Source organism: Amycolatopsis bullii (assembly GCF_014654205.1).
GTDB classification, from domain to species: Bacteria; Actinomycetota; Actinomycetes; order Mycobacteriales; family Pseudonocardiaceae; genus Amycolatopsis; species Amycolatopsis plumensis.
This window is the reverse complement of the sequence record NZ_BNAW01000001.1, coordinates 60,863-81,759: the sequence shown is the minus strand read 5'-3', so window position 1 is coordinate 81,759 and position 20,897 is coordinate 60,863. Positions and strand designations below refer to the sequence as shown.

Sequence of the window (20,897 nt, the reverse complement as noted above, 5' to 3'; positions counted from 1 at the left end):
TCACGAGCGCCTGTGCCGCCGGAAACGTTCACTCCGGATCAGGCGGCTCCTCGACCCCGTCCCGCTCGGCCCACTCGAGCAGCGGCTCGATCGAGAACACCGCCTTGTCGATCCCGGCGTGCAAGTCACCGAGCTCGGCGAACCGGGCCGGAACAGTGGCAATGGTGAAGTCCCCCGGCTCGGCGTCGTCGATCTCCGACCACCGAATCGGCGTCGACACCGTCCCTTCCGGATTCCCCCGCACCGAATAAGCACTGGCGATCGTGTGATCCCGCGCGTTCTGGTTGTAGTCGACGAAGAGCAGCCGCGGATCCCGATCCTTCCGCCACCACGTCGTGGTGACGTCATCCGGAGCCCGCCGTTCGACCTCGTGGGCGAAGGCCAGCGCAGCCCGCCGGACGTCGGCGAACCCCCACCGAGGTTCGATCCGGACGTAGATGTGCAGGCCACGCCCACCGGAGGTCTTCGGCCACCCGACCGCGCCGAGCTCGTCGAGAATCTCGTGGGCCACGTGCGCAACCCGCCGGACCCGGTCGTAACCGCAGTCAGGCATCGGATCGAGGTCGATCCGCCACTCGTCCGGCTTCTCGGTGTCGGCCCGCCGCGAGTTCCACGGATGGAACTCCACAGTGGACATCTGCACCGCCCAGGCCACGTGCGCGAGCTCGGTGACACACAGCTCGTCGGCGTGCCGGTTGTAGCGCGGGAAGGTGACCCGGACGGTCTCCAGCCAAGGCGGCGCACCGTTCGGCACCCGCTTCTGGTGCACCTTCTCCCCGGCCACCCCGGACGGGAACCGGTGCAGCATGCAGGGCCGTTCCCGCAGGGCGTTGACGATCCCGTCGCCCACGGACAGGTAGTAGTTGACCAGGTCGAGCTTGGTCTCGCCGCGGGCCGGGAAGTAGACCCGGTCCGGGTTGGAGATACGCACGGTGTGCGGGCCGACTTCCAGTTCCACAGCCTTGGACGCCATGGCATGACGGTACAGCGGCGCGAAGCGCCTCCGTTGAGGGTGGCGGTGGGGAGGAAGGCGGTGGTGCACAATCGGGCCGGTGAGCCTCCCGACGGACGGGCACGTCCACACCGAATGGTCCTGGGACACGATCACCGGCTCCATGCGCGGGTCGTGCGAACGGGCCGTCGAGCTGGGCCTGCCGTCCGTGGCGTTCACCGAGCACGCGGACCTGACGCCGTGGCTGGTGCCGGAGCCGGTGCGCCCGCTGCTGCCGGACCACTTCCGGGTGCGGCTGCGTCCGGACAGCGTCCTGGAGCCACCGGAGCTCGACGTCGCGGGGTATCTGGCGTGCATCGAGGACTGCCGTTCACGGTTTCCGGAGCTGCGGATCCTGTCGGGTGTGGAGCTGAGCGAGCCGCACTGGCACCGTCCGCGCGCCGACGCGCTGCTGGCCGCCTACGACTTCGACCGCGTGCTCGGCTCGGTGCACTCCTTGCCGGGCGGCGAGCACCACCAGGAGGTGACGCTGGTTTCGGACCGGTCGCCGGGCGAGCTGCTGCGGGCCTACCTCGGCGAGGTGCTCGGGCTGGTCGAGTCGACGGCGGACTTCGCGGTGCTGGCCCACATCGACTACGCGTTGCGCTCGTGGCCCGGCGAGGGTCCGCCGTTCGTGGCGGCGGAGTTCGAGGAGGAGTTCCGGACGGTGCTGCGTGCGTTGCGGGCGAGCGGCCGGGCGCTCGAGGTGAACACGAAGGTCCCCCTGCCGGGCGAGGTGCTCCGGTGGTGGTTCGAGGTGGGCGGCGAGGCGGTGGCGTTCGGCAGCGACGCCCACGAGCCGGGCCTGGTCGGCCACGGCTTCGAGGATGCGGCGGCCCTGGTGGAGTCCTGCGGCTTCCGCCCCGGCCGCACCCCGCACGACTTCTGGCGCCGCTGACCCTTCAGGCCAGGGCGTGGCGACCGGAGGTGCGCGACTCCGCACTTTGGTCCATCAACCGGGCCGCGACCCGGCCGATCGCCGCGTCCAGCTCGGCGCGGTTGGCCGGGCCCCAGTCGCCGAGGCGGTCGGCCAGCCAGTCGTGCCAGGCGCGGACCACCTTCCCGAACTCCTCGCGGCCCGCGGCCGTCAGCGCCCAGCCGTCGCGGGTGTACCTCAGGTGGCCCGTCAGCTCCAGCCGGTTGAACGCCGGCTCCAAAACCTGCGCGGGCACGCCGAAGGACGAACCGATCTCCCGCAGCGTCGCCGGCGACCCGCGGCGTTCCCGCAGGTGGACCTGCAGCAGGCACCAGATCCCGCCCTCGTCGAGTTCCCCACCGGCGCGCTCGATGATCGCCGGTGCCACCTTCCGGCGCTCGCGGAAGAACAGCGTCGCCACCGCGCGTTCCAGCTCGCGGTCGTCGGTGCGGGCCTCCGGCATCGCGAAGCCGTCGCCGAGGTCCGGGGCCGCCGCGCGGGCCGTGTCACGCAGCGGGACCTCCTTCAGGAAGAACGCCAGGACCAGCGCCACCAAGCCGACCGGCGCCGCCGCGAGGAACACGACGTGCAGCGAGTCGCTGTATGCGCGGATCACCGGCGCAGACACCGACGAAGGCAGCGCGTGCAACGCCGTGGGGACCTGCAGCGCCCGCGGGTCCACCCCCGGCGGCACCGGGAGCGCGGCCAGCTTGGGCGTCAGCTGGTTCGCGTACACAGTGCCGAAGATCGCCGCCCCGAACGAGCTGCCGATCGAGCGCAGGAACGTCACGCCCGAGGTCGCGACGCCGAGGTCGGCGTAGTCGACCGTGTTCTGCACCGCGATGGTCAGCACCTGCATGCCGAGCCCGATGCCGAGGCCCAGCACGGCCATGTACGCCGACGCCTCCCAGAACCCGGTGCCGGTGTCCAGCCGGGAAAGCAGGTACAGCCCGATCGTCATGCCCGCCGCCCCGGTCAGGGGGAAGATCTTGTACCGCCCGGTCCGGCTCACCGCGTTGCCCGCGGCGATCGACGCCACCAGCAGCGCCAGCACCATCGGCAGCAGCCGGACCCCGGACGTCGTCGCCGAAGTGCCCTGGACGTACTGCATGTACGTCGGCAGGTAGGACAGCGCGCCCAGCATCGCGAACCCGACGACGAAGCTCATGATCCCGCCGACGGTGAACACCGGGTTGCGGAACAGCCGCATCGGCAGCATGGGTTCCTTCGCCCGCAGCTCGACGAAGACGAACGCGGCCAGCAGCAGCACCGAGCCGATCGCCATCCCGACGATCACCGGCGAGCCCCACGCGTACTGCGTGCCGCCCCAGCTGGTGACCAGGGTCAGGCCGGTCGCGGCGAGGCCGATGAGGAGGATGCCGAGGTAGTCGATCACCGGCTTGACCGCCGCGCGGGCGTTCGGCATCGCCGAGGACGCCACCACCAGCACCACGACGACCAGCGGGATGTTGACGTAGAACGCCCACCGCCACGACAGGTGGTCGACGAAGAACCCGCCGAGCATCGGGCCCGCCACGGTCACCACGCCGAACACCGAGCCCAGCACGCCCTGGTACTTGCCGCGTTCGCGCAGCGGGACGACGTCGGCGATGAGCGCGGTCGAGGTCACCATCAGCCCGCCGCCGCCGAGGCCCTGCACCGCGCGCCAGACGATCAGCCACACCATGCTGTCGGCGAAGCCGGCGCAGAACGAGCCGATGCCGAACACGATCACCGACAGCTGGAACATCAGCTTGCGGCCGAACAGGTCGCCGAGCTTGCCGACGACGACCGTCATGATCGTCTCGGCCAGCAGGTAGGACGTGACCACCCAGGACAGGTGCCCGGCGCCGCCGAGGTCGCCGACGATGGTGGGCAGGGCGGTACCGACGATGGTCTGGTCCAGCGCCGCCAGCAGCATGCCGAGCAGCACGGCCCCGAACACGGCGTTGACCCGGCCGCGGCTCAGGACGGGCGGCCCCGCGGCGCCGGGGGTGACCTCCGCGGTGGCCGTCATCTCTCCAAGCTAGTAGCCGGCGTCCACTGTGGATAGCCACCCGTTCCGGTGGTCCGGGCCGCTCAAAGGGTCCAGCGCTCCCGCGGCGGCGATTCGAGGACGAGCTCGCCGTCGACGGCCGCGGCGATCTCCTCCACGGTCCAGGTCTCCCGGTGCAGGACGGGGCGGATGATCGCGGGCTGGCGGACGGCGTGCAGGTGCCCGTCGGCGAGCCGCAGCACCTGCCCGGTGACGCCGGCCGAGAGGTCGCTGAGCAGGTACGTCACCAGCGGCGCCACCCGTTCGGGCGGTGGCGCGTCACGGTTGCCGTTCGGGTCGGCGGCCATCAGCCGGGTCCAGGCGATCGGGCTGACGGCGTTGACCCGCACGCCGTGCTCCGCCAGATCCCCCGCCCACGAATAGGTCATCGAGGCCACCGCGCCCTTCGACGCCGAATACGCGGCAGCGCGGCGCTGCCCGACCATCGACCCGGACGTGACGTTGACGATGACGCCGCGACCCCGGGCACACATGACTTTCGCGGCCGCGGTGCCACAGTGGAGCGGGCCGAGCACGTTGGTCTCGACCAGCGCGCGGGCCCGCCCGGCGTCGTCGTCCTCCCACGGCGCCGCGTGGTAACCGACGGCGGCGTTGTTGACCAGCCCGTCCAGCGACCCGAACTCCTTGCCGCACAGGCTGATCAGCGCCCGGGCGTAGTCCGGGTCGGCCACCGAGCCGACGCTCGCCACGGCGGTGCCGCCGTCGGCCACGATCGCGGCCACCGTCTCGCCGGCCGGTTCGGCATCGACGTCGTTGACGACCACCGCGGCGCCACTGGCGGCCGCGTGCCGGGCGAACGCCCGCCCCAGCCCGCGCCCGGCACCGGTGATCACCACGGCCCGCCCGTCCAGGAAGCCCATGGTTTCCAGTGTGCCGCGGGAATGGCTCAGCTGCGCGTCAAAGTCATCCCGCGCGTTGCGCACCGGCGAGTGCACCCGCTTCCTGCGCGTACACCTGCACGGTCACTTCGCCGGTTCCCCGTCGGGACCGGCAAAACCTACGTCCGCAGGTGCGCCAGGCTTTCCAACGCCAGCTGCTCCAGATGCCCCGCCGCCGCAGCACTCCCGCCCGCCGAGTGGAACGAAGCCGCCACCACTTCGGCCGCGCGGCGGTACGACGGTTCCGTCAGGACCTCCTCGATCGCCGCCGCGATGCGGGGGGCGTCCGCTCGGCCGAACCTCAGGCGGATGCCCGCGCCCGCCGCGACCACCTGGGCCGCCACGATCGGCTGGTCGTCGCGGATCGGGGCGACCACCAGCGGCAGGCCGTGCCACAGCGTTTCGCAGACCGTGTTGTGGCCGGCGTGGCACACCACCGCGTCGACCCGCGGCAGCAGCGGCAGCTGCGGGACCTGCGGCCGCACCAGGACGTTCGGCGGGACGTCACCGAGCACGCCGCCCGGGTCGGCGATCACCGCGCGCGCGGGCGACCCGGCGAACGCCTCGGCCGTCGCCGCCAGGAACCCGGCGCCCGCGGACGTGTTCGCCGTGCCGAGGGAGACCAGCACTGTCGGCCGCGGACGGTCGAGCCAGTCCCACGGGAAGTCCGTCGTGGACGGCCGGGCGCCGAGCGCCGGACCGACGAGCCGGACGGACGGCGGAAGCGTGGCCGGGCCGAGCAGTTCGCGGGTGGTGAAGGCGAGGACCCCGTGGGGCGAGAACCGCGGGTCCGGCGTGCCGCGGCCGCCGGCGATCCGCGCGCGCAGCCCGTCGAGCAGCGCGCCGACCCACTCCCCGACCTTCGGCATCCCGGCGAGGGGGTCGACCAGCTCGGCCGACGTCGTCGCCGAGGTGACCCACGGCAGGCCGGCGGCTTCGGCGAGCAGGCCACCGGCGAGTGCCTGCTGGTCGGCGACCACGACGTGCGGCTCGAAGGCGTCGAGCGCCGCGGCCACGCCGGGAGCCATCGCGTCGGCCAGGGGAACGAGGAAGTCTCGCCAGAGGAAACGCAGCGCCGCCGGTCCCTTCAGCCCGGCCGGGCGCACGGGCAGGTCCGGAACGGCGCAGGAGAACACGAGTGCCTCCGGACCGGCCAGCTGCCACAGCAGTTCGGCGTGGCCGGCCCAGGCGACCTCGTGGCCGCGCGCGGTGAGCTCGGCCGCCACGCCGACCGCCGGGTTGACGTGCCCGACCAGTGGCGGGACGACGAAGAGGAACCGGGCCACTACCGCACCCGGGCCTGCGTGCGCGCGGTGTCGCGAACCCAGTCGGCGATCAGCTCGATGACCTCCGCGGTCCGCTCGACCAGCACCGAATGCCCCTGGCCGGGCAGCACGACGCAGCGGCAGCCGGCCAGGTGGGTCTCGAAGTGCGGCACCTGCGCCGCCAGCCCGGAGTCGCCGCCGAAGATGGCGAACACCGGGCAGCGCACGGCCGAGAGGTCCGCCGCGATCGTCGCGCTGCGCGGGATGTCCTCGGCGATCGTGGTGGTCTGCAGGATCTTGTTCGCGGCCTTGGACAGCCGCGCGGTGTGCGCGCCGTGGTTGTCGGCGATCCAGCCGATGACCTCGTCGATCGCCAGCCGGGTCTTGGCATCGGCGAGCCCGTCGGCCATGTGCCGGGTCCACTCCTCGGTCGGCGGTTCGCCCTCGATCACGACCACGCTCGCCACCCGGTCCGGCCGCGCGGCGGCCAGCCCGAACGCCACCGACGCACCGAAGGAGTTGCCGACGACGTGCACCGGCCGGGTGACGTCACACGCGTCGAGGACCGCGACGAGGTCGTCGACGAACCGCTCCAGGTGGTACCCGGACGAGGGCCGCGTGGTCCGTCCGTGCCCCCGCAGGTCGTACATCAGCACGTCGAGGCCGCGTTCGGCGAAGGCAGGGCCGAGCGTGAAGTAGTAGCTGGCCAGGCTGTCGGTGAGCAGGCCGTGGACGCACACCACGATCGGCGCGTCGCCGTCCGGCGGCCCGTCCGGGGTGAGCCGCTGGACGTGCACGTCCAGCTCGCCCGCGCGGATCCGGCTCACGCCGTCGCCCGCAGGGAGGCGACGATGTACCGGACGAGCTCGCCGACGGTCAGCGCGATGATCTCCTCCAGGTCGCGCTCGGCGATGAAGGTCGCGAAGTTGACGCGGTCGCCGTAGTGCTCGCGCAGCTGCCCGGACAACGCCACCAGGTCGACGCTCTCCAGCTCGAGGTCGTCGTGGAAGGTCGTCTCCATGGTGATTTCGGCAATGTCTTCCCCGTCGAGCCCGTACTCCTCGAGCAGCTCGCGCAGCATTTCGCCGAGCTGGGCGAGCACGGTCACCTCGTTCGCGGCCGTGGTCTCGATGCTCATCCGGCAGTCTCCTTCGTCTCTTCGGTCCAGGCGACGACGTAGCGGCGCGGCGGCGCACCGGGCGGGTTTTCGACGTCGGCACAGCACACGCGGTACGCGCGGCCCGCGACGCGGACGGTCAGCTCGTCCGGGGTGGCCGCGACGACCTCGAAGTCCCGGGGTTCGCCACGCAGGCCGGTGCCGCGCAGCTTCGCCACGGCCTCCTTCGCCGTCCAGAACCGGGCGAACCAGACCTCCGGATCGCCGGACAGGCCCGCGAACAGCGCCAGCTCTCCCGGCCCGAGCGCGGCCTCCACAGTGGACTCCGAACGCGGGGCGACCTCTTCGACGTCGATGCCGCACGGCCCGTGGCGGGCGATCGCCACCCCGGCTTCGGCGCGGTGCGCCACGGAAACCGTCACCGGCGGCAGCGCCCGGCCGTAGGCGCCGGTCGCGAACGGCCGGCCACCCTCGTCGTTGCCGATGCGCAGCTCGGCCGGGAACATCTCGGGTTCGCCGCGGGCCCAGAGGAACTGCCGGACCGCGTCCTTGGCCGCGATCCGGCCGAGCAGCCACTGTCGCCGCCCCCGCGGCGGACGGCGTTCGTAGGCCTCGCGCTCCGGACCGGCGAGGTAGTTGCGCATGATCAGCTCGCGGGTGGCCAGGTCCGGCCACTGCTCGTGCACCAGCGCCCAGCCGCCCGGCTGTTCGTGCGACAGCGTCGAACGCTCGGGGGTGCGGTCGGCCTGGCGGATGTGCGCGGTGCTGTCGAACCGCCGGTCGCGCCAGCCGGTCAACTCGGCCCAGACAGCGCCGTGGTGGACCAGCTGCATGTCGGCGTCGAGGAACTCGTCGGTCAGCCCGGTGATCCGGACCAGGCACTCCAGGCGCTCACCGGGCGCCGGGTGCGGGCCGTGGAACCGGATTTCGCGCATGGCGACCGGGAAGACGGTGGTCCGCTCGGGCAGCCGGGACATGATCCAGTAGCCGAGCACCTGGCCGACGTTGTCGAGCAGCGCGCCCGGCGCGTCCGGCGTCGTCAGCACCGCCCGCACGTGGCGTTCGCCGACGGCGGTCAGCTCCGTGACGCCCTGGAAGCGCGGGCCGTGGAACATCCAGCGCTCGTCGTACAGCTGCGCCGCCGTGGTCTCCGGCACCTGCTCGGCCGACGCCGGGAACCGCCACGGCGCCGGCGCGGCGGCCGGGTACTGCGGCGCGAGTTCGACGACGGCCTGCGAGTAGCCGGTGAGGGCCGCGTGCACCCGGTCGGCGCCCTGTGGCCGGACGCGCACCGGCACGGTGACCGCCGGCACCGCGGTGATCCACTGGCTGAGCCGGACGTCGTGCACGGCGACCGCGTGCCGTCCGGGTGCGGCCTGCTCGGCGAACCGCATCAGGTGGTCGATCACCGTGGTGGCCGGGACGACCGGCCAGCGGTCGCCGGGGTCGGCCTGGGGCGGCTGCTTGAAGAAGCAGTGGTCGAGCAGGTACGGCATCGCCTCCAGCGACACCGTGAGTGTCGTCTCCAGCTCCCCCGGCGGGGGCACTTTCCCGGGAAAGTGCCCACCCGACATGTCACTTTCCCGGGAAAGTGGCGTTTCGGGGCGGCCGGCGAGCACAGTGGACGCCAGCTCGGCGGTGTCGGCCAGCAGGGCGGCGAACTCGGCGGCGAGCGGCCCCTTCGCGGCCAGATCGTCGACACCGGACTTCCGCGTCGCCGGCAGCGCGATCCGCGCACGAACCTGTTCGTCGAGGGAGATCAGGCGGCCGCCGAGGTCGAGCTTGACCGCCTTCGGGGCGGCCGGGCGCTCACCGGGCAGGCGCGCGAAGTCGACGTCGAAGCCGTCGGCCCATAGCGCGGTCGCGACCCGGCGCAGCTGCGCGAGGCCGGGACGCTGCCCCGAGTGCGCCGCCACGACGAGGTGCTCTTCGCCGTGCAGGATGTCGCCGACCAGCGAGCCCAGCTGGCCGGCGCCGAGCTGGACGAACGCGCGGAACCCGGCGTCGTGCAGTGCCCGCACGAGCGGGCGGAACCGCACCGGCTGCAGCAGGTGCCGCACGAACAGGTCGCGGACCTCGGCCGCGGCCGCCGGGTATTCCGACACCGTCGTCGCCGACCAGAGCGGCAGAGCCGGCGGGTGCAGCGTGAAGCGCTCGGCCGCTTCGCGGATCGGGCCCAGGTACGGCCGCAGCATCGGGGTGTGGAATCCGGACCGGAACGGCAGCACCTGCGCCACGACCCCGGCGTCACGGAACCGCTGCACGAGCGCGCCGACGGCCGCTTCCGGCCCGCAGATCATGGCCTGGTTCGGGGAGTTGTCGTGGGAGAGGACGACATCCGCGCGCCCGGCCAGCTCCTCGAGCACCCGCGGCGCGGGCGCCCCGATCGCGGCGAAGGCGAGCCCGGGGACGACGAGCGCGTCCGGGTCGAACCCGGCGAGGAACGCGTCGACCTCGGCTTCGGCGTAGACGCCGGCGACAGCCATCGCTGTCCATTCGCCCAGGCTGTGCCCGGCGACGGCGTCCGGCGTGACACCGAGCCGGCCGAGAGCGGCGTGCAGCAGCCGGCCCAGCTCGAACACCGCGGCACCCTGCCGCCCGACGTCGCCGACTTCGACGTGGGCGTGCTGCCACGGCAGGCCGAAGTGGCGGGCGACGTCGCCGCAGTCGAGCGTGAGCTCCGACTCGAGGCCGGGGAAGAGGAACGCGATCTTGCCGCCGCCCGGCCCGAGCAGGGGGCGGTCGGCGAACCAGACGTCGTTGCGCCCGCGCCAGGCCCGGCCCCGGGCCAGTGCCTTCCTGGCCAGGGCCAGCCGCTTCTCCGTCGGGTCGACGATGCCGAGCCGGACCGGGCCGTCGCCGGTTTCCTGCGGGCCGGGCCGGTCGAACGCTTCGCGCAGCGCGTCGACGGTCGGCGCGGCGAGCCGCAGCACGCGTTCGGGCTCCCGCACCACGACCGGCTTCGCCCGGCCGGGCGCCTGTTCCAGCACGACGTGGGCGTTGATGCCCCCGAAGCCGAACGCGTTGACCCCGGCGCGGCGCACCGGCGCGTCCCACGGTTTCGCCGTGTCCAAAGTGGAGAATCGAGTGCTCGCCAGACCCGGGTGCGGATCGTCGCAGTGCAGGGTCGGCAGGAGAACGCCGTGGTGCACGGCCAGGGCCGCCTTCACGAGCCCGGCGATCCCGGCCGCGGGCATCGTGTGGCCGATCATCGACTTCACCGAGCCGAGTACCGCGCTCCCCCGGGTTCCGAAGACCTCGGCGAGGGTGGCGAGTTCCGCCGCGTCGCCCGCCGGGGTCGCGGTGCCGTGCGCCTCCAGCAGACCGATCGAGTCCGGCGCGGCCGGGTCGAGGCCCGCCGCGGCCCACGCCTGGCGGACGGCCCGGACCTGGCCGCCGGAGTCGGGGCTGGCCAGGCTCGCGGTGCGCCCGTCGGAGGCGACGCCGGTGCCGGTGATCACGGCGTACACCCGGTCGCCGTCGCGCTGGGCGTCGTCGAGCCGCTTGAGGACGACGACGCCGGTGCCTTCGCCGATCAGCACGCCGTCGGCGTCGCGGTGGAACGGCCGGATCCGCTCGGACGGCGACAGCGCGCCGAGCTGGGTGAAGACGCTCCAGAAGGTGATGTCGTGGCAGTGGTGCACCCCGCCGGCGAGGACGACGTCGCACCGGCCGGTGGCCAGTTCCCGCACGGCGTGGTCGACGGCGATCAGCGAGGACGCGCACGCCGCGTCCACCGTGTACGCCGGGCCACGCAGGTCGAGGCGGTTGGCCAGCCGCGAGGCGGCGAGGTTCGGCACCAGCCCGATCGCCGACTCGAGGGCCTCCGGGCCGAGCTGGTCGGTGAAGGCCTGGCGGACGGCGTCGAGCCGGTCGGCGTCCAGGTCCGGCAGCAGTTCGCCGAGGGTGCGGACGAGCTGGCTCGCGGTGCGGACGCGCTGGTCGAGGCGGACCAGCCCGGGCGTCAGGTAGCCGCCGCGGCCGAGCACCACGCCGACCTTCGCGCGGTCGGCGGGCAGCCGGTCCGGACCGCCGGCGTCGGCGACGGCCTGCGCCGCGACGCGCAGTGCGATCAGCTGGTCGGGCTCGGTGGCGGACACGGAGTTCGGCATGATCCCGAACCCGGTGACGTCCACTTCGGCCAGTTCGTCGACGAACCCGCCGCGCCGGCAGTAGAGCCGGTCGGCGCGGCGCTGCTCGTCCGGTGCGTAGTGCGCGTGGTCCCACTTGCCGGGCGGGACCTCGGTGATCGCGTCGACGCCGCCGGCCAGGTTGCGCCAGTAGCTCGCCAGGTCGGGAGCGCCGGGCAGCAGCACCGACATCCCGACGATGGCGACGCGCATGTCCGTCACCAGCCCGAGGCGGTGTGGACGACGGCCCCGGTGTCCGGACGGCCCCAGGCCAGCTCGCGCAGCAGGCCGAGGGTGCCCTCCTCCGGATCGATCAGCGCGATGCCGCGGCGGGCGTAGTCACGCATCAGCTCGGGGGTCACCATGCCGTCGTGTTCGCCGGTCGGGGCCCACGGTCCCCAGTGGACGGTCACCGCGCGTCCGGCGGGCCACCGGCGGCCGAGCGTCTCGAGGGCGTCGTTGGCGGCGGCGTAGTCGGACTGGCCGCGGTTGCCGAGCGCCGCGGCGATGCTGCCGAACAGGACCACGAACGCGGGCTCGTCGGGGAGGTCGGCGGTGGCTTCGAGGAGGGTGCGGGCGCCGTCGACCTTGGTGCCGTACACGCGCTCGAACGACTCCGGCGTCTTCTCGGCGACGAGCTTGTCCTCGATCACGCCGGCCGCGTAGACGATGCCGTCGAGGCGGCCGTGCTCGGCGTGGATCTCCTTGACCGCGCGGTGCACGGCTTCGGCGTCGAGGATGTCGACCGACTGGTAGCGCGCCGGGCTGCCCAGGGCTTCCAGCTGGGCCAGCGTCCGCCGGACCTCGCGTTCGCCCTGGATCCGGCGGACGGTCCGTTCGATCTCGGCGGGGCTCTTCAGTCCGTTTTCGATGAGCGCCGCGCGGAGGTCGTTGGCCGTTTCGGCCTCCGGATATTCGTCCTGGTTCGCGGGCACCGGGGTCCGGCCGAGGAGTTCGATCCGGCAGCCGGCGGCCGCGGCCAGGGTCGCGGCGAACCGGGCGGTGATGCCCTTGGCGCCGCCGACGAGCAGGACGACCGAATCCCGGTCCAGGCCGATCGCGGCGGCTTCGGCGGCCCCGTCGCCCGCGGGGCCGGCGCCGCTGCTGCCGAGCGGGCCGAGGTCCTGCTCCGTCATCCGGAAGCCGGTACGGTTGCCGCCTTTGCACACGACGACCGGTTCTTGATCTACTGTGGACAGTTCTTCGACGAGCGCGGTCGCCTGGGCTTCGGGCGCTTCGTCCGGTGGCAGTTCGACCACGCGGGTGAGCGTGTCCGGGTATTCGCGGGCGAGGCTGCGGTGGAAGCCGCGCAGGCCTTCGCCGGGGCCGGCGGTCAGCAGCCATCTCGGCTTGGTGGCGAGGGCGGCCTGGTACTGCGGGAAGGCGGACGGCAGCGCAGTTCCCGGCAGGAACAGGACACCGTCGAACCCGGCGCGTACCTCGTCGGCGACCTCGGCGGTGGCGCCCAGCGTGGTGAGCTGGGCCCGGACGGCCTCAGCGAGCGGGCCGCGGCCGTGGAGGAGGAACTTGCGCCCGGCAACGTCGGGAGCCCCGGCTGGTGCGAGCTCGGTCTCGGCCATGACCAGGCGTTTCGGCGCAACGATGAGCGGCGCGGGCTCGCCCGGTTCCAAGCGCCCCAATGTGGCCTTGGTTGCGTCAGACGCACCCAAGGCGGCCTTCGTTGCGTCTGACGCACCGAAGGCCACATTGGGGCGCTCGACGTCGATGAGCTCGGCGATTGCTGCCGCCGTGCGGGCCTTGGCCAGTTCCTCGACGTCGCCGCCGGTCTCGAGGTTCAGCCGGGACGCCAGCTCGCCCGCGATCTCGGCGCGCTTGATCGAGTCCACACTCAAGTCGGCTTCCAGATCGAGGTCCGGCTCGATCATCTCCACCGGATACCCGGTCCGCTCCCCGATCACCGCCACCACGGTCTCCAGCACCGACGCCGCCGCGGGGTCCGGGTCGCCGATCAGTTTCGCGATTGCGGCCGCTGTCCGGGCCTTGGCGAACTCCTCCACGTCACCGCCCGCGAGCCCCAGCCGGGACGCCAGCTCGCCCGCGATCTCGGCGCGCTTGATCGAGTCCACACTCAAGTCGGCTTCCAGATCGAGGTCCGGCTCGATCATCTCCACCGGATACCCGGTCCGCTCCCCGATCACCTCGACCACGGTCTCCAGCACCGACGCCGCGGCGGGCGGCGCGACCGGCACCACCCCCGGCGGCTCGACGACCGGGACCGTGATCGGCGCAGAGACCGGCAACGGCGCTTCCGTGCCGAGGAAGCCGAGGAGCACGTCCCGCTGGGCCGCGATCATCTCGCGGCTCGTGCGCAGGAAGTCCGCGACCATCGCCTCCGAGGTGGCGGGCGCCGCGGCCACCACCCCGAGCGAAATCCGCTCCGCGGGACGCAGAGCCCCCGCCGGGATCGTGCCGTCGGCCGCGCGGAGCAGGTGGCCGTCGACCGTCCACCCGGGACGCTTCGGGCGCGGCACCACGAAAGCGTCCACCGCGTCGCGGCCGCGGAACAGCCACGCCGTCTCGACCGGCACACCGGCCACCGCCAGCTGCGCCAGCGCGCCGAGGAAGCCCGGCAGGCCGCGGCGGCCCGGCTGTTCGAACCCGACCGTCCGGTGCGGCCGGTCGCCGAGGATGGCGGCGACCTGCCTGCCCAGCACGGTCCCGGGTCCGGCTTCGACGAACACCCGCGCCCCGGCCGCGTACATCGCCTCGACCTGCTCGACGAACCGGACCGGCGCACCCAGCTGGGCGGCCAGCTCACCGCGGATCGCGTCCGGCGAAGCCGGGTAGGGCGCGGCCGTCCGGTTGCCGTAGACCGGGACCGCTGGCCGCACGACGCCGATCGCGTCCAGAGCCGCGCCGAACGCCTCCCCCGCGGACGCCACCAGCGGGCTGTGGAACGCGCACGCGACCTGGATCCGCTTCGCGCCGAGCCCGGCGTCCCGCAGCTGCCCGACCGCCGCCTCGACGTCGGCCGTGGGCCCGGAGATCACCGTCTGCCGGGGCGAGTTGTGGTTGGCCAGGACGACCGGCGAAGCGCCGAGCACCGCCTGCACCTCGGCGGCCGACGCCGACACCGCGGCCATCGCGCCGGGGTCGCCCTCCGGGACCGCGTCGAGGATCGCCGCCGCCCGGACGTGGCTGGCGTGCACCAGCCCTTCCGGTGTGAGGGCGCCCGCCGCGGCGAGCGCCGCCAGCTCGCCGTAGCTGTGCCCGCCCAGCATCGCGGGCTGCACGCCGGCGCGGGTCAGCAGCCGGAACGCGGCGAGCCCGACCATCCCGAGCGCGGGCTGGGCGACGCGCGTGTCGGTGACCCGCGCCAGGGACTCCTGCCGCGCCGTCTCCCCGAACACCGCCGGCCCGAAGACGGTCTCGGCCGTCGCGGGGTCGAGCCGCAGGTAACGCTGCAGGTCGGGGAAGGCGACGAAGAGCTCGGCGAACATGCCCGGCCGCTGGCTGCCCTGGCCGGGGAACAGCACCGCGAGCTCGCCCGCCACCGCGTCGTCCGCGCGGAACACGCCGGGCGCGTCGTGCCCGGCCAGTGCCTGCCGCAGCAGTCCGGTCAGTTCGTCCACAGTGGACGCGACGACGGCGAACCGCGCCGGGCGTCCCTGCGCCCGCCGCGCGGCCGCCAGCGCCAGGTCCCGCAGCCGCCACGGCTCCCGGCCCGCCGGGACCTCGGTGGCCAGGTCCAGCAGCTCCCGCGCCGCCGGTTCCGTCGCGAAGGTGAACAGCTCCGCGGGCCACTCGTGCGCGGCCTGCGCGGGCGGGACGCCGTCGTGCGCGGCGAGCACCACGTGGAAGTTGGTGCCGCCGAAGCCGAACGCGCTGACCCCGGCGAACCGCTCAGCCGGCGGGGCGGTCCACGGCTGCGCGGCCGGCTGGAAGACGAACGGGCTGGTCGAGGGGTCCCACGCCGGGTTCGGCGCCGAAAGGTGCAGTGTCGGCGGCTTGACGCCGGTGTGCACGGAGAGGGCGGCCTTGATCAGCCCGGCCAGGCCGGCGGCGCACTTGGTGTGCCCGATCTGCGACTTGACCGAGCCGATCGTGCACGCGCCGGGCGCGGCCCCGGCCTCGGTGAACACCTTCGTCAGCGTGCCGAGCTCGGTCCGGTCGCCGACGACGGTGCCGGTTCCGTGCGCCTCGACCAGCCCGACGTGCGCGGGCGAGACGCCGGCATTGCGGTACGCGCGGGTCAGCGCGGTGTACTGGCCTTCGGGCCGCGGCGCCGTCAGCCCCAGCGCCCGGCCGTCCGAAGCCGCGCCGACGCCCTTGATCACCGCGTACACGCGGTCGCCGTCGCGTTCCGCGTCGGCCAGGCGCTTCAGGGCGATGCAGGCGACGCCTTCGCCGAGGGCGATGCCGTCGGCGGCGCTGTCGAACGTCGCCGACCGGCCGGTGGGCGAAAGAGCGTGCGCGGAGGCGAACAGGAGGTAGTCGTTGATGCCGTTGTGCAGGTCCGCGCCACCGCAGAGGACGAGGTCGCTGGTTCCGGCGGTCAGCTCCTTGCAGGCGACGTCGACCGCCGTGAGCGACGACGCGCACGCGGCGTCGACGGTGTAGTTGGCCCCGCCCAGGTCGAGCCGGTTCGCGATCCGCCCGGCGATGACGTTGGCCAGCACGCCCGGGAAGGAGTCCTCGGTGATCTTCGGCAGCCGTTCGTCCAGTTCGGACGGCAGCTCGCCGACGTAGGACGGCAGCACCGAACGCAGCGTCATCGCGTTCGACAGGTCGCTGCCCGCCTCGGCGCCGAACACCACCGACGTCCGGGTCCGGTCGAACGCGCGGTCGGCGTAACCCGCGTCGGCCAGCGCGCGGTGCGCGGCCTCCAGGGCCAGCAGCTGCACGGGCTCGATGCTGGCCAGCGACGACGGCGGGATGCCGTACTTCAGCGGGTCGAAGCCGATCTCGGGCAGGAACCCGCCCCAGCGCGACGGCGTCCGCTCGCCCTGTCCCTCGGGGTCGTAGTACAGCGAGGTGTCCCAGCGCTGCGGCGGCACCTCGGTGACGGCGTCCGCGCCGGCCAGGATGTTTGCCCAGAACGCGGCCAAGTCGGGGGCCTGGGGGAACATGCAGGCCATGCCGACGATCGCGACGTCGAGCGGTTCGGGCGCGGGCGGTTCGGTTCCGGTGACGCCGAACTCGGCGGCCCGCGCCCGCAGGAAGGCGTTCGCCCCTTCGCCGACCGCGGTGTGCAGTTCGGCGATCGTGGTGACGGCCGAGCGCAGCACGGCGACCTCGCCCGCCATGAACATGCCCTCGGCGAGCTGCCGGTCTTCGGCGACGTCCCGCAGCTCGGCGCCGACGCGCTCGATGCCCTTGCTCGCCAGGCGCAGCCGTCCGACGTTGAGCGTTTCGAGCTGCTCCCAGGCGTCGCGGCTCGGCACGCCGCGCTCGGCGAGGTCCGCCTTGATCGCCGCGTACTCCTCGGTGAACGGGCTGCGCACGCACCGGGTGGCGTGGCCCGGCGCGGTTTCGAGCAGGTCGGTGTGCTCGGCTTCCAGGAGCCGGCGCTGGAACAGCGGGAGCACGGCGCCCGCGTCGACGGCCTCGCGGGTGAAGAGGTAGGCGGTGCCCATCAGCACGCCGATCGCCGCACCGCGCGCGGCCGCCGGGGCGGCGAGGGCGGCCACCATCGCGGCCGAGCGTTCGTCGTGGATGCCGCCGGCGAACAGGAGCTGCAGGTCGGCGGCCGCGTCCGGAGTGGTGGCGAGGAAGTCGGCGAGCACGCCGAGCTGGGCTTCCCACAACGGGAAGCTGGTGCGCGGGCCGACGTGCCCGCCGCATTCGGAGCCTTCGAAGACGAACTTGCGGGCGCCCGCCTCGAGGAACTGCTTCAGCAGGCCCGGCGAGGGCACGTGGAGGAAGGTGGCGATGCCGGCGTCTTCCAGGGCCGCGGCCTGCGCGGGCCGCCCGCCGGCGATGATCGCGTGCGTGGGCCGCAGTTCGCGGATGACGGCCAGCTGCGCGGCCTTGACGTCGTCGGCGGCGAAGCCGAGGACACCGACGCCCCAGGGTGCGTCCCCGACGGCCGCGCGGGTCCGTTCCAGCACGTCGCGGGTCTGGCCGGGGCCGGAGAGGGCGAGCGCGATGAACGGCAGCGCCCCGCCCGAGGCGACCTCCGCCGCGAAGGCGGGCTGGTCGCTGACCCGGGTCATCGGGCCCTGCGCGACCGGCAGCGCCGTGCCGAGCGCGCGGCTGCCCGCGCAGCCGGGGCCCAGCACCGCGTCCGGCAGGCGCAGCGCCTCGCCGACGGCGTCGGCCAGGCCGCGCACCGCCGCCGTCACCGTGCCCCAGCGGTCGCGGAACCGGGTGGCGAGGAAGACGTCCTGACCTGCCTCGACGGGGTCGATGCCCCGCCGGGCCAGGACGCGGACACCGTCGGCGACGGTCGTTTCCGAGCCGTCGAGGCCGGTGACGGCGGTGGTGAGCGCCGAGGGCAGTTCGGCTTCCGGCAGCAGCGCGAGCTGCGTGTCGACGACGACCCCGGCCGCGCCGCCCGCGACGGCGGCCGCGGCGGTTTGCGGCCCGATGCCGCCCGCTGCCCACACCGGGACGGCGAAGGTGTCGTCGGCGAGCAGGGCCTGCAGCAGGACGAACGTGCTCAGTTCCCCGACCCGGCCGCCGCATTCGTGGCCGCGGGCGATCAGGCCGTGGACACCGGCCGCGACGGCCCGGCGGGCCGCGGCCCGGGAGGTGACCTCGGCCAGCACGTGCCGTCCCGGGAAGTCCTGCGGCGTGCACCCGGCGTCCTCGGTCAGCAGCACGGTGGTCACGGCGTCGGGCAGGTCGGCCGGTCGCGCCACCCGGACGCCGAACGCCGGGACACCCCATTCGCCCAGCAGCGCGAGTTCTTCCGCGGCCGCGGCACCCCCGGCCGTCAGGTCGAGCACGCCGAGCCCGCCCCCGCGTGCCGCGGCGGCGACCCCGCGCGCCGACGGCCATCGCAGCGGCGACACGGCGACGACCAGCTCGGCCGGCACGGAGTCGTCTTTCGAGAGACGCATGGGAACTCCCGCTACGCACGAAAGGGTGAAGGGTAACGGGGAGTACTTAAGCGGGTTCCTTCGGTGCCGTCAACAACCCCCCGCGATTTCATAGCCGAGGTTCAGAAAATTCGGGATCGACCAGGCCGACGGCGCAAGAATTTAACGTCGCCGTCACGTTCTCCCCCTCGCGGGGGCGCCACCATTGCCCCGACCGGGCGTGGCAGACCGGTTCCCCGGCGTGGTCCACCCGGTCCGCGGCGCCGGACGGCGCAAGCCATCCCACCTGACGGACGCGGCCGCGCTGGCCGGACCGGACCACGCCGACCGTCGGGTCCGCCGTTTCCCCGCGCGTCGCCGCGCTTATCCCGCCGGTAAAGCGCGCGTGCGGAAATGTTCGCTTCGGCGACCCGCACGCACCACTCTTCCCCGGTTGTCTTCGGTGATTTCTTGGTGCATTTCGGGAGCATCGGAAGAATCGAGCGAAGAATACGTGGCAGCCCCGCACAGAGCGCTGCTGGTCCACAGTGGATTGGCCGCAGCCGCCGGATTCTCGGTGCTCACAAGACCACGAACGGGGACATCGGCGGCCGCGGCCACCCCGCCGGGGACGACCGGCGGTATTCGGGCAGCCACCAGCGGTACGCCGGCCAGCAGGAGGTGATCGAAATTTTCCGCCCGTGCGTTACAAGCCTTTCCTGAGAAGAAGCTGAAGACATTTCGCGTACTCCGCAGTAGCACTAGACGGTACGTCTAAGCTTGGACTGTTCGTCCAGACGAGGAGGTGGCGGTGGAGTACTGGTACACCGACGAGCGGTCCGGGAGGCGCTACCCCGGTGACCCCCGGCGCTGGCGGGGCGACGACGGCGCTCCGCTGACCGTCGCCGCCCGGCCCGGCCTGCGCCCGGAAGACGTCGACACGGGTGTCCGCTCGCTCTGGCGGTACCGGGCCGCGCTGCCCGGCGACCTCCGCCCGGTATCGCTGGGGGAAGGCTGCACCCCGCTCGTCCCGCAGGCCTGGGGCGGCGCCGACGTGCGGTTCAAGCTCGAATGGTTCAGTCCCACCGGCAGCTTCAAGGACCGCGGGTCCAGCGTCATGGTCTCCGCGCTGGCCGGTGCCGGCGTCCGCGAGCTCCTGGAGGACAGCTCCGGCAACGGCGGCTCGTCGGTGGCGGCCTACAGCACCGCGGCCGGGATCGCGGCGACCGTCCTCGCCCCGGAGGGGACCTCGCCGGCGAAGGTGCTGCAGACGCGCGCGTACGGCGCGGTCGTGGAGCTGGTGCCGGGTACCCGCGACGACACCGCCGCCGAAGCCGTCCGCCGTTCGGGCCGCACGACCTACGCCAGCCACAACTGGCACCCGTTCTTCCTGCAGGGCACCAAGACCCTCGCCTACGAGCTGTGGGAGGACCTCGGCTTCCGGGCGCCGGACGCCGTCGTCACGGTGGCCGGCGCGGGCAGCATCGTGCTGGGCTGCGACCTCGGGTTCGGGGAACTCCTCGAAGCCGGGTCGATCGCGAAGCGCCCGCGGCTGCTCGTCGCGCAGCCGCGGAACTGCTCCCCCGTCGACGCGGCTTTCCACGACCGGGAGCCACCGCCGTTCGCCCCGACCGTCGCCGAGGGGACGGCGATCCGCCGTCCGGTGCGGCTGCCGGAGGTCGTCGCGGCGATCCGGCGCTCGGGCGGCGACACCGCCGCGATCGAGGAGGACGCCATCGCCGCGGCCGCCCGCCGCCTGGCGTCCCTCGGCCTCTACGCCGAGCCGACCAGCGCCACGGCCGCGGCGGCGATCGACGTCTTCCGCGCGCGGGGTGCCATCCGGCCCGGGGAGACGACGGTCGTCGTGCTCACCGGCTCGGGCCTGAAGGCGGCGGACAAGCTGCGGGAGCTGATCGGATGACCGAGGACGAGCTGCTGCTGCGCGAGGCGGAGAAGATCGCCCACGCCCTCGGCCGGATGTTCCCCGGCCTGTGCGAGGTGGTGCTGCACGACCTGCGCGACCCGGCCCACGCGGTCCGCGCGATCGAAGGCGGCCTGTCCGGCCGCGCGGTCGGCGACCCGGCGACCGAGCTGGGCCTCGCCCGGATCGCGGACGCTAGCTTCCCGGACGTGCTGCAGAACTACCCGAACCGCTTCCCGGACGGCAGGCCGGCGAAGAGCACCTCGATCGGCCTCCGCAACAGCCGCGGCGAGTACGTCGCGGCGTTGTGCCTCAACCTCGACGTCTCCCTCCTCGGCTCGGCGGCCCACGCCCTGACCCGGCTCGCGGCGACCGACGCACCGGCCCCGCTCACCGAGTCCCTGCGCGCCCGCACGGCCGACGAGCTGCGCGCCGTGGTCGAGGACTACGCCACCGAGCGCGGCCACACCCCGCGCAGCCTTCCGGCCGCCGCCAAGAAGGACCTGGTGCGCGCCCTGAAAGAGCGGGGCTTCCTGGAGCTGAAGAACGCGGTGCCGGCGCTGACCGACCTGCTCGGGATCTCGCGGGCCAGCGTCTACAACTACCTGCGCTGAGCCCGGACCCCTCCGACGGGGGTCAC

11 protein-coding genes are annotated in these 20,897 nt (G+C 73.6%); 3 read left to right on the top strand and 8 right to left on the bottom strand.

The genetic code is table 11. The annotated features are described in order from the left end of the window. Nucleotides 1-28: 28 nt before the first annotated feature. A complete protein-coding gene (gene ligD / locus IE317_RS00310; RefSeq protein WP_191305979.1) occupies nt 29-973 on the bottom strand; it encodes a non-homologous end-joining DNA ligase in 945 nt (314 codons plus the stop codon). Between the two features lie 79 nt (nt 974-1,052). On the opposite strand from ligD, the gene IE317_RS00305 reads away from it, so the two are divergent. Continuing rightward, on the top strand, nt 1,053-1,889 hold the full coding sequence (locus IE317_RS00305) for a PHP domain-containing protein (RefSeq protein WP_191305978.1): 837 nt from the start codon (nt 1,053-1,055) through the stop codon (nt 1,887-1,889). A gap of 4 nt (nt 1,890-1,893) precedes the next feature. Here IE317_RS00305 and IE317_RS00300 read toward each other — a convergent pair whose 3' ends face one another. The 7 genes from IE317_RS00300 to IE317_RS00270 all read right to left on the bottom strand — a co-directional run bounded on the left by IE317_RS00300 (nt 1,894) and on the right by IE317_RS00270 (nt 18,378). Next, a complete protein-coding gene (locus tag IE317_RS00300; protein WP_191305977.1) occupies nt 1,894-3,924 on the bottom strand; it encodes an MDR family MFS transporter in 2,031 nt (676 codons plus the stop codon). 62 nt (nt 3,925-3,986) lie between these two features. Beyond that, nucleotides 3,987-4,823, bottom strand: coding sequence for an SDR family NAD(P)-dependent oxidoreductase (locus IE317_RS00295; RefSeq protein ID WP_191305976.1), 837 nt, complete (start codon nt 4,821-4,823; stop codon nt 3,987-3,989). 137 nt (nt 4,824-4,960) lie between these two features. Next, the gene (locus IE317_RS00290) at nt 4,961-6,127 is read right to left on the bottom strand and encodes a glycosyltransferase (protein WP_191305975.1); all 1,167 of its coding nucleotides are present in this window, start codon (nt 6,125-6,127) and stop codon (nt 4,961-4,963) included. Next, nucleotides 6,127-6,933, bottom strand: a complete 807-nt coding sequence (locus tag IE317_RS00285; protein WP_191305974.1) for an alpha/beta fold hydrolase — start codon at nt 6,931-6,933, stop codon at nt 6,127-6,129. Before IE317_RS00285 ends, IE317_RS00290 begins: the two co-directional genes overlap by 1 nt. Next, nucleotides 6,930-7,244, bottom strand: coding sequence for an acyl carrier protein (locus IE317_RS00280; protein WP_191305973.1), 315 nt, complete (start codon nt 7,242-7,244; stop codon nt 6,930-6,932). The genes IE317_RS00285 and IE317_RS00280 overlap by 4 nt, the downstream gene beginning before the upstream one ends. Then, a complete protein-coding gene (locus IE317_RS00275; RefSeq protein WP_229902420.1) occupies nt 7,241-11,545 on the bottom strand; it encodes a beta-ketoacyl synthase N-terminal-like domain-containing protein in 4,305 nt (1,434 codons plus the stop codon). Before IE317_RS00275 ends, IE317_RS00280 begins: the two co-directional genes overlap by 4 nt. A gap of 26 nt (nt 11,546-11,571) precedes the next feature. Then, the gene (locus IE317_RS00270; RefSeq protein WP_191305971.1) at nt 11,572-18,378 is read right to left on the bottom strand and encodes a type I polyketide synthase; all 6,807 of its coding nucleotides are present in this window, start codon (nt 18,376-18,378) and stop codon (nt 11,572-11,574) included. A 769-nt stretch (nt 18,379-19,147) separates the two neighbouring features. Here IE317_RS00270 and IE317_RS00265 point away from each other — a divergent pair. After that, a complete protein-coding gene (locus IE317_RS00265) occupies nt 19,148-20,257 on the top strand; it encodes a threonine synthase (RefSeq protein ID WP_191305970.1) in 1,110 nt (369 codons plus the stop codon). Further along, the gene (locus IE317_RS00260) at nt 20,254-20,871 is read left to right on the top strand and encodes a helix-turn-helix transcriptional regulator (protein ID WP_191305969.1); all 618 of its coding nucleotides are present in this window, start codon (nt 20,254-20,256) and stop codon (nt 20,869-20,871) included. The genes IE317_RS00265 and IE317_RS00260 overlap by 4 nt, the downstream gene beginning before the upstream one ends. Nucleotides 20,872-20,897: the final 26 nt, after the last annotated feature.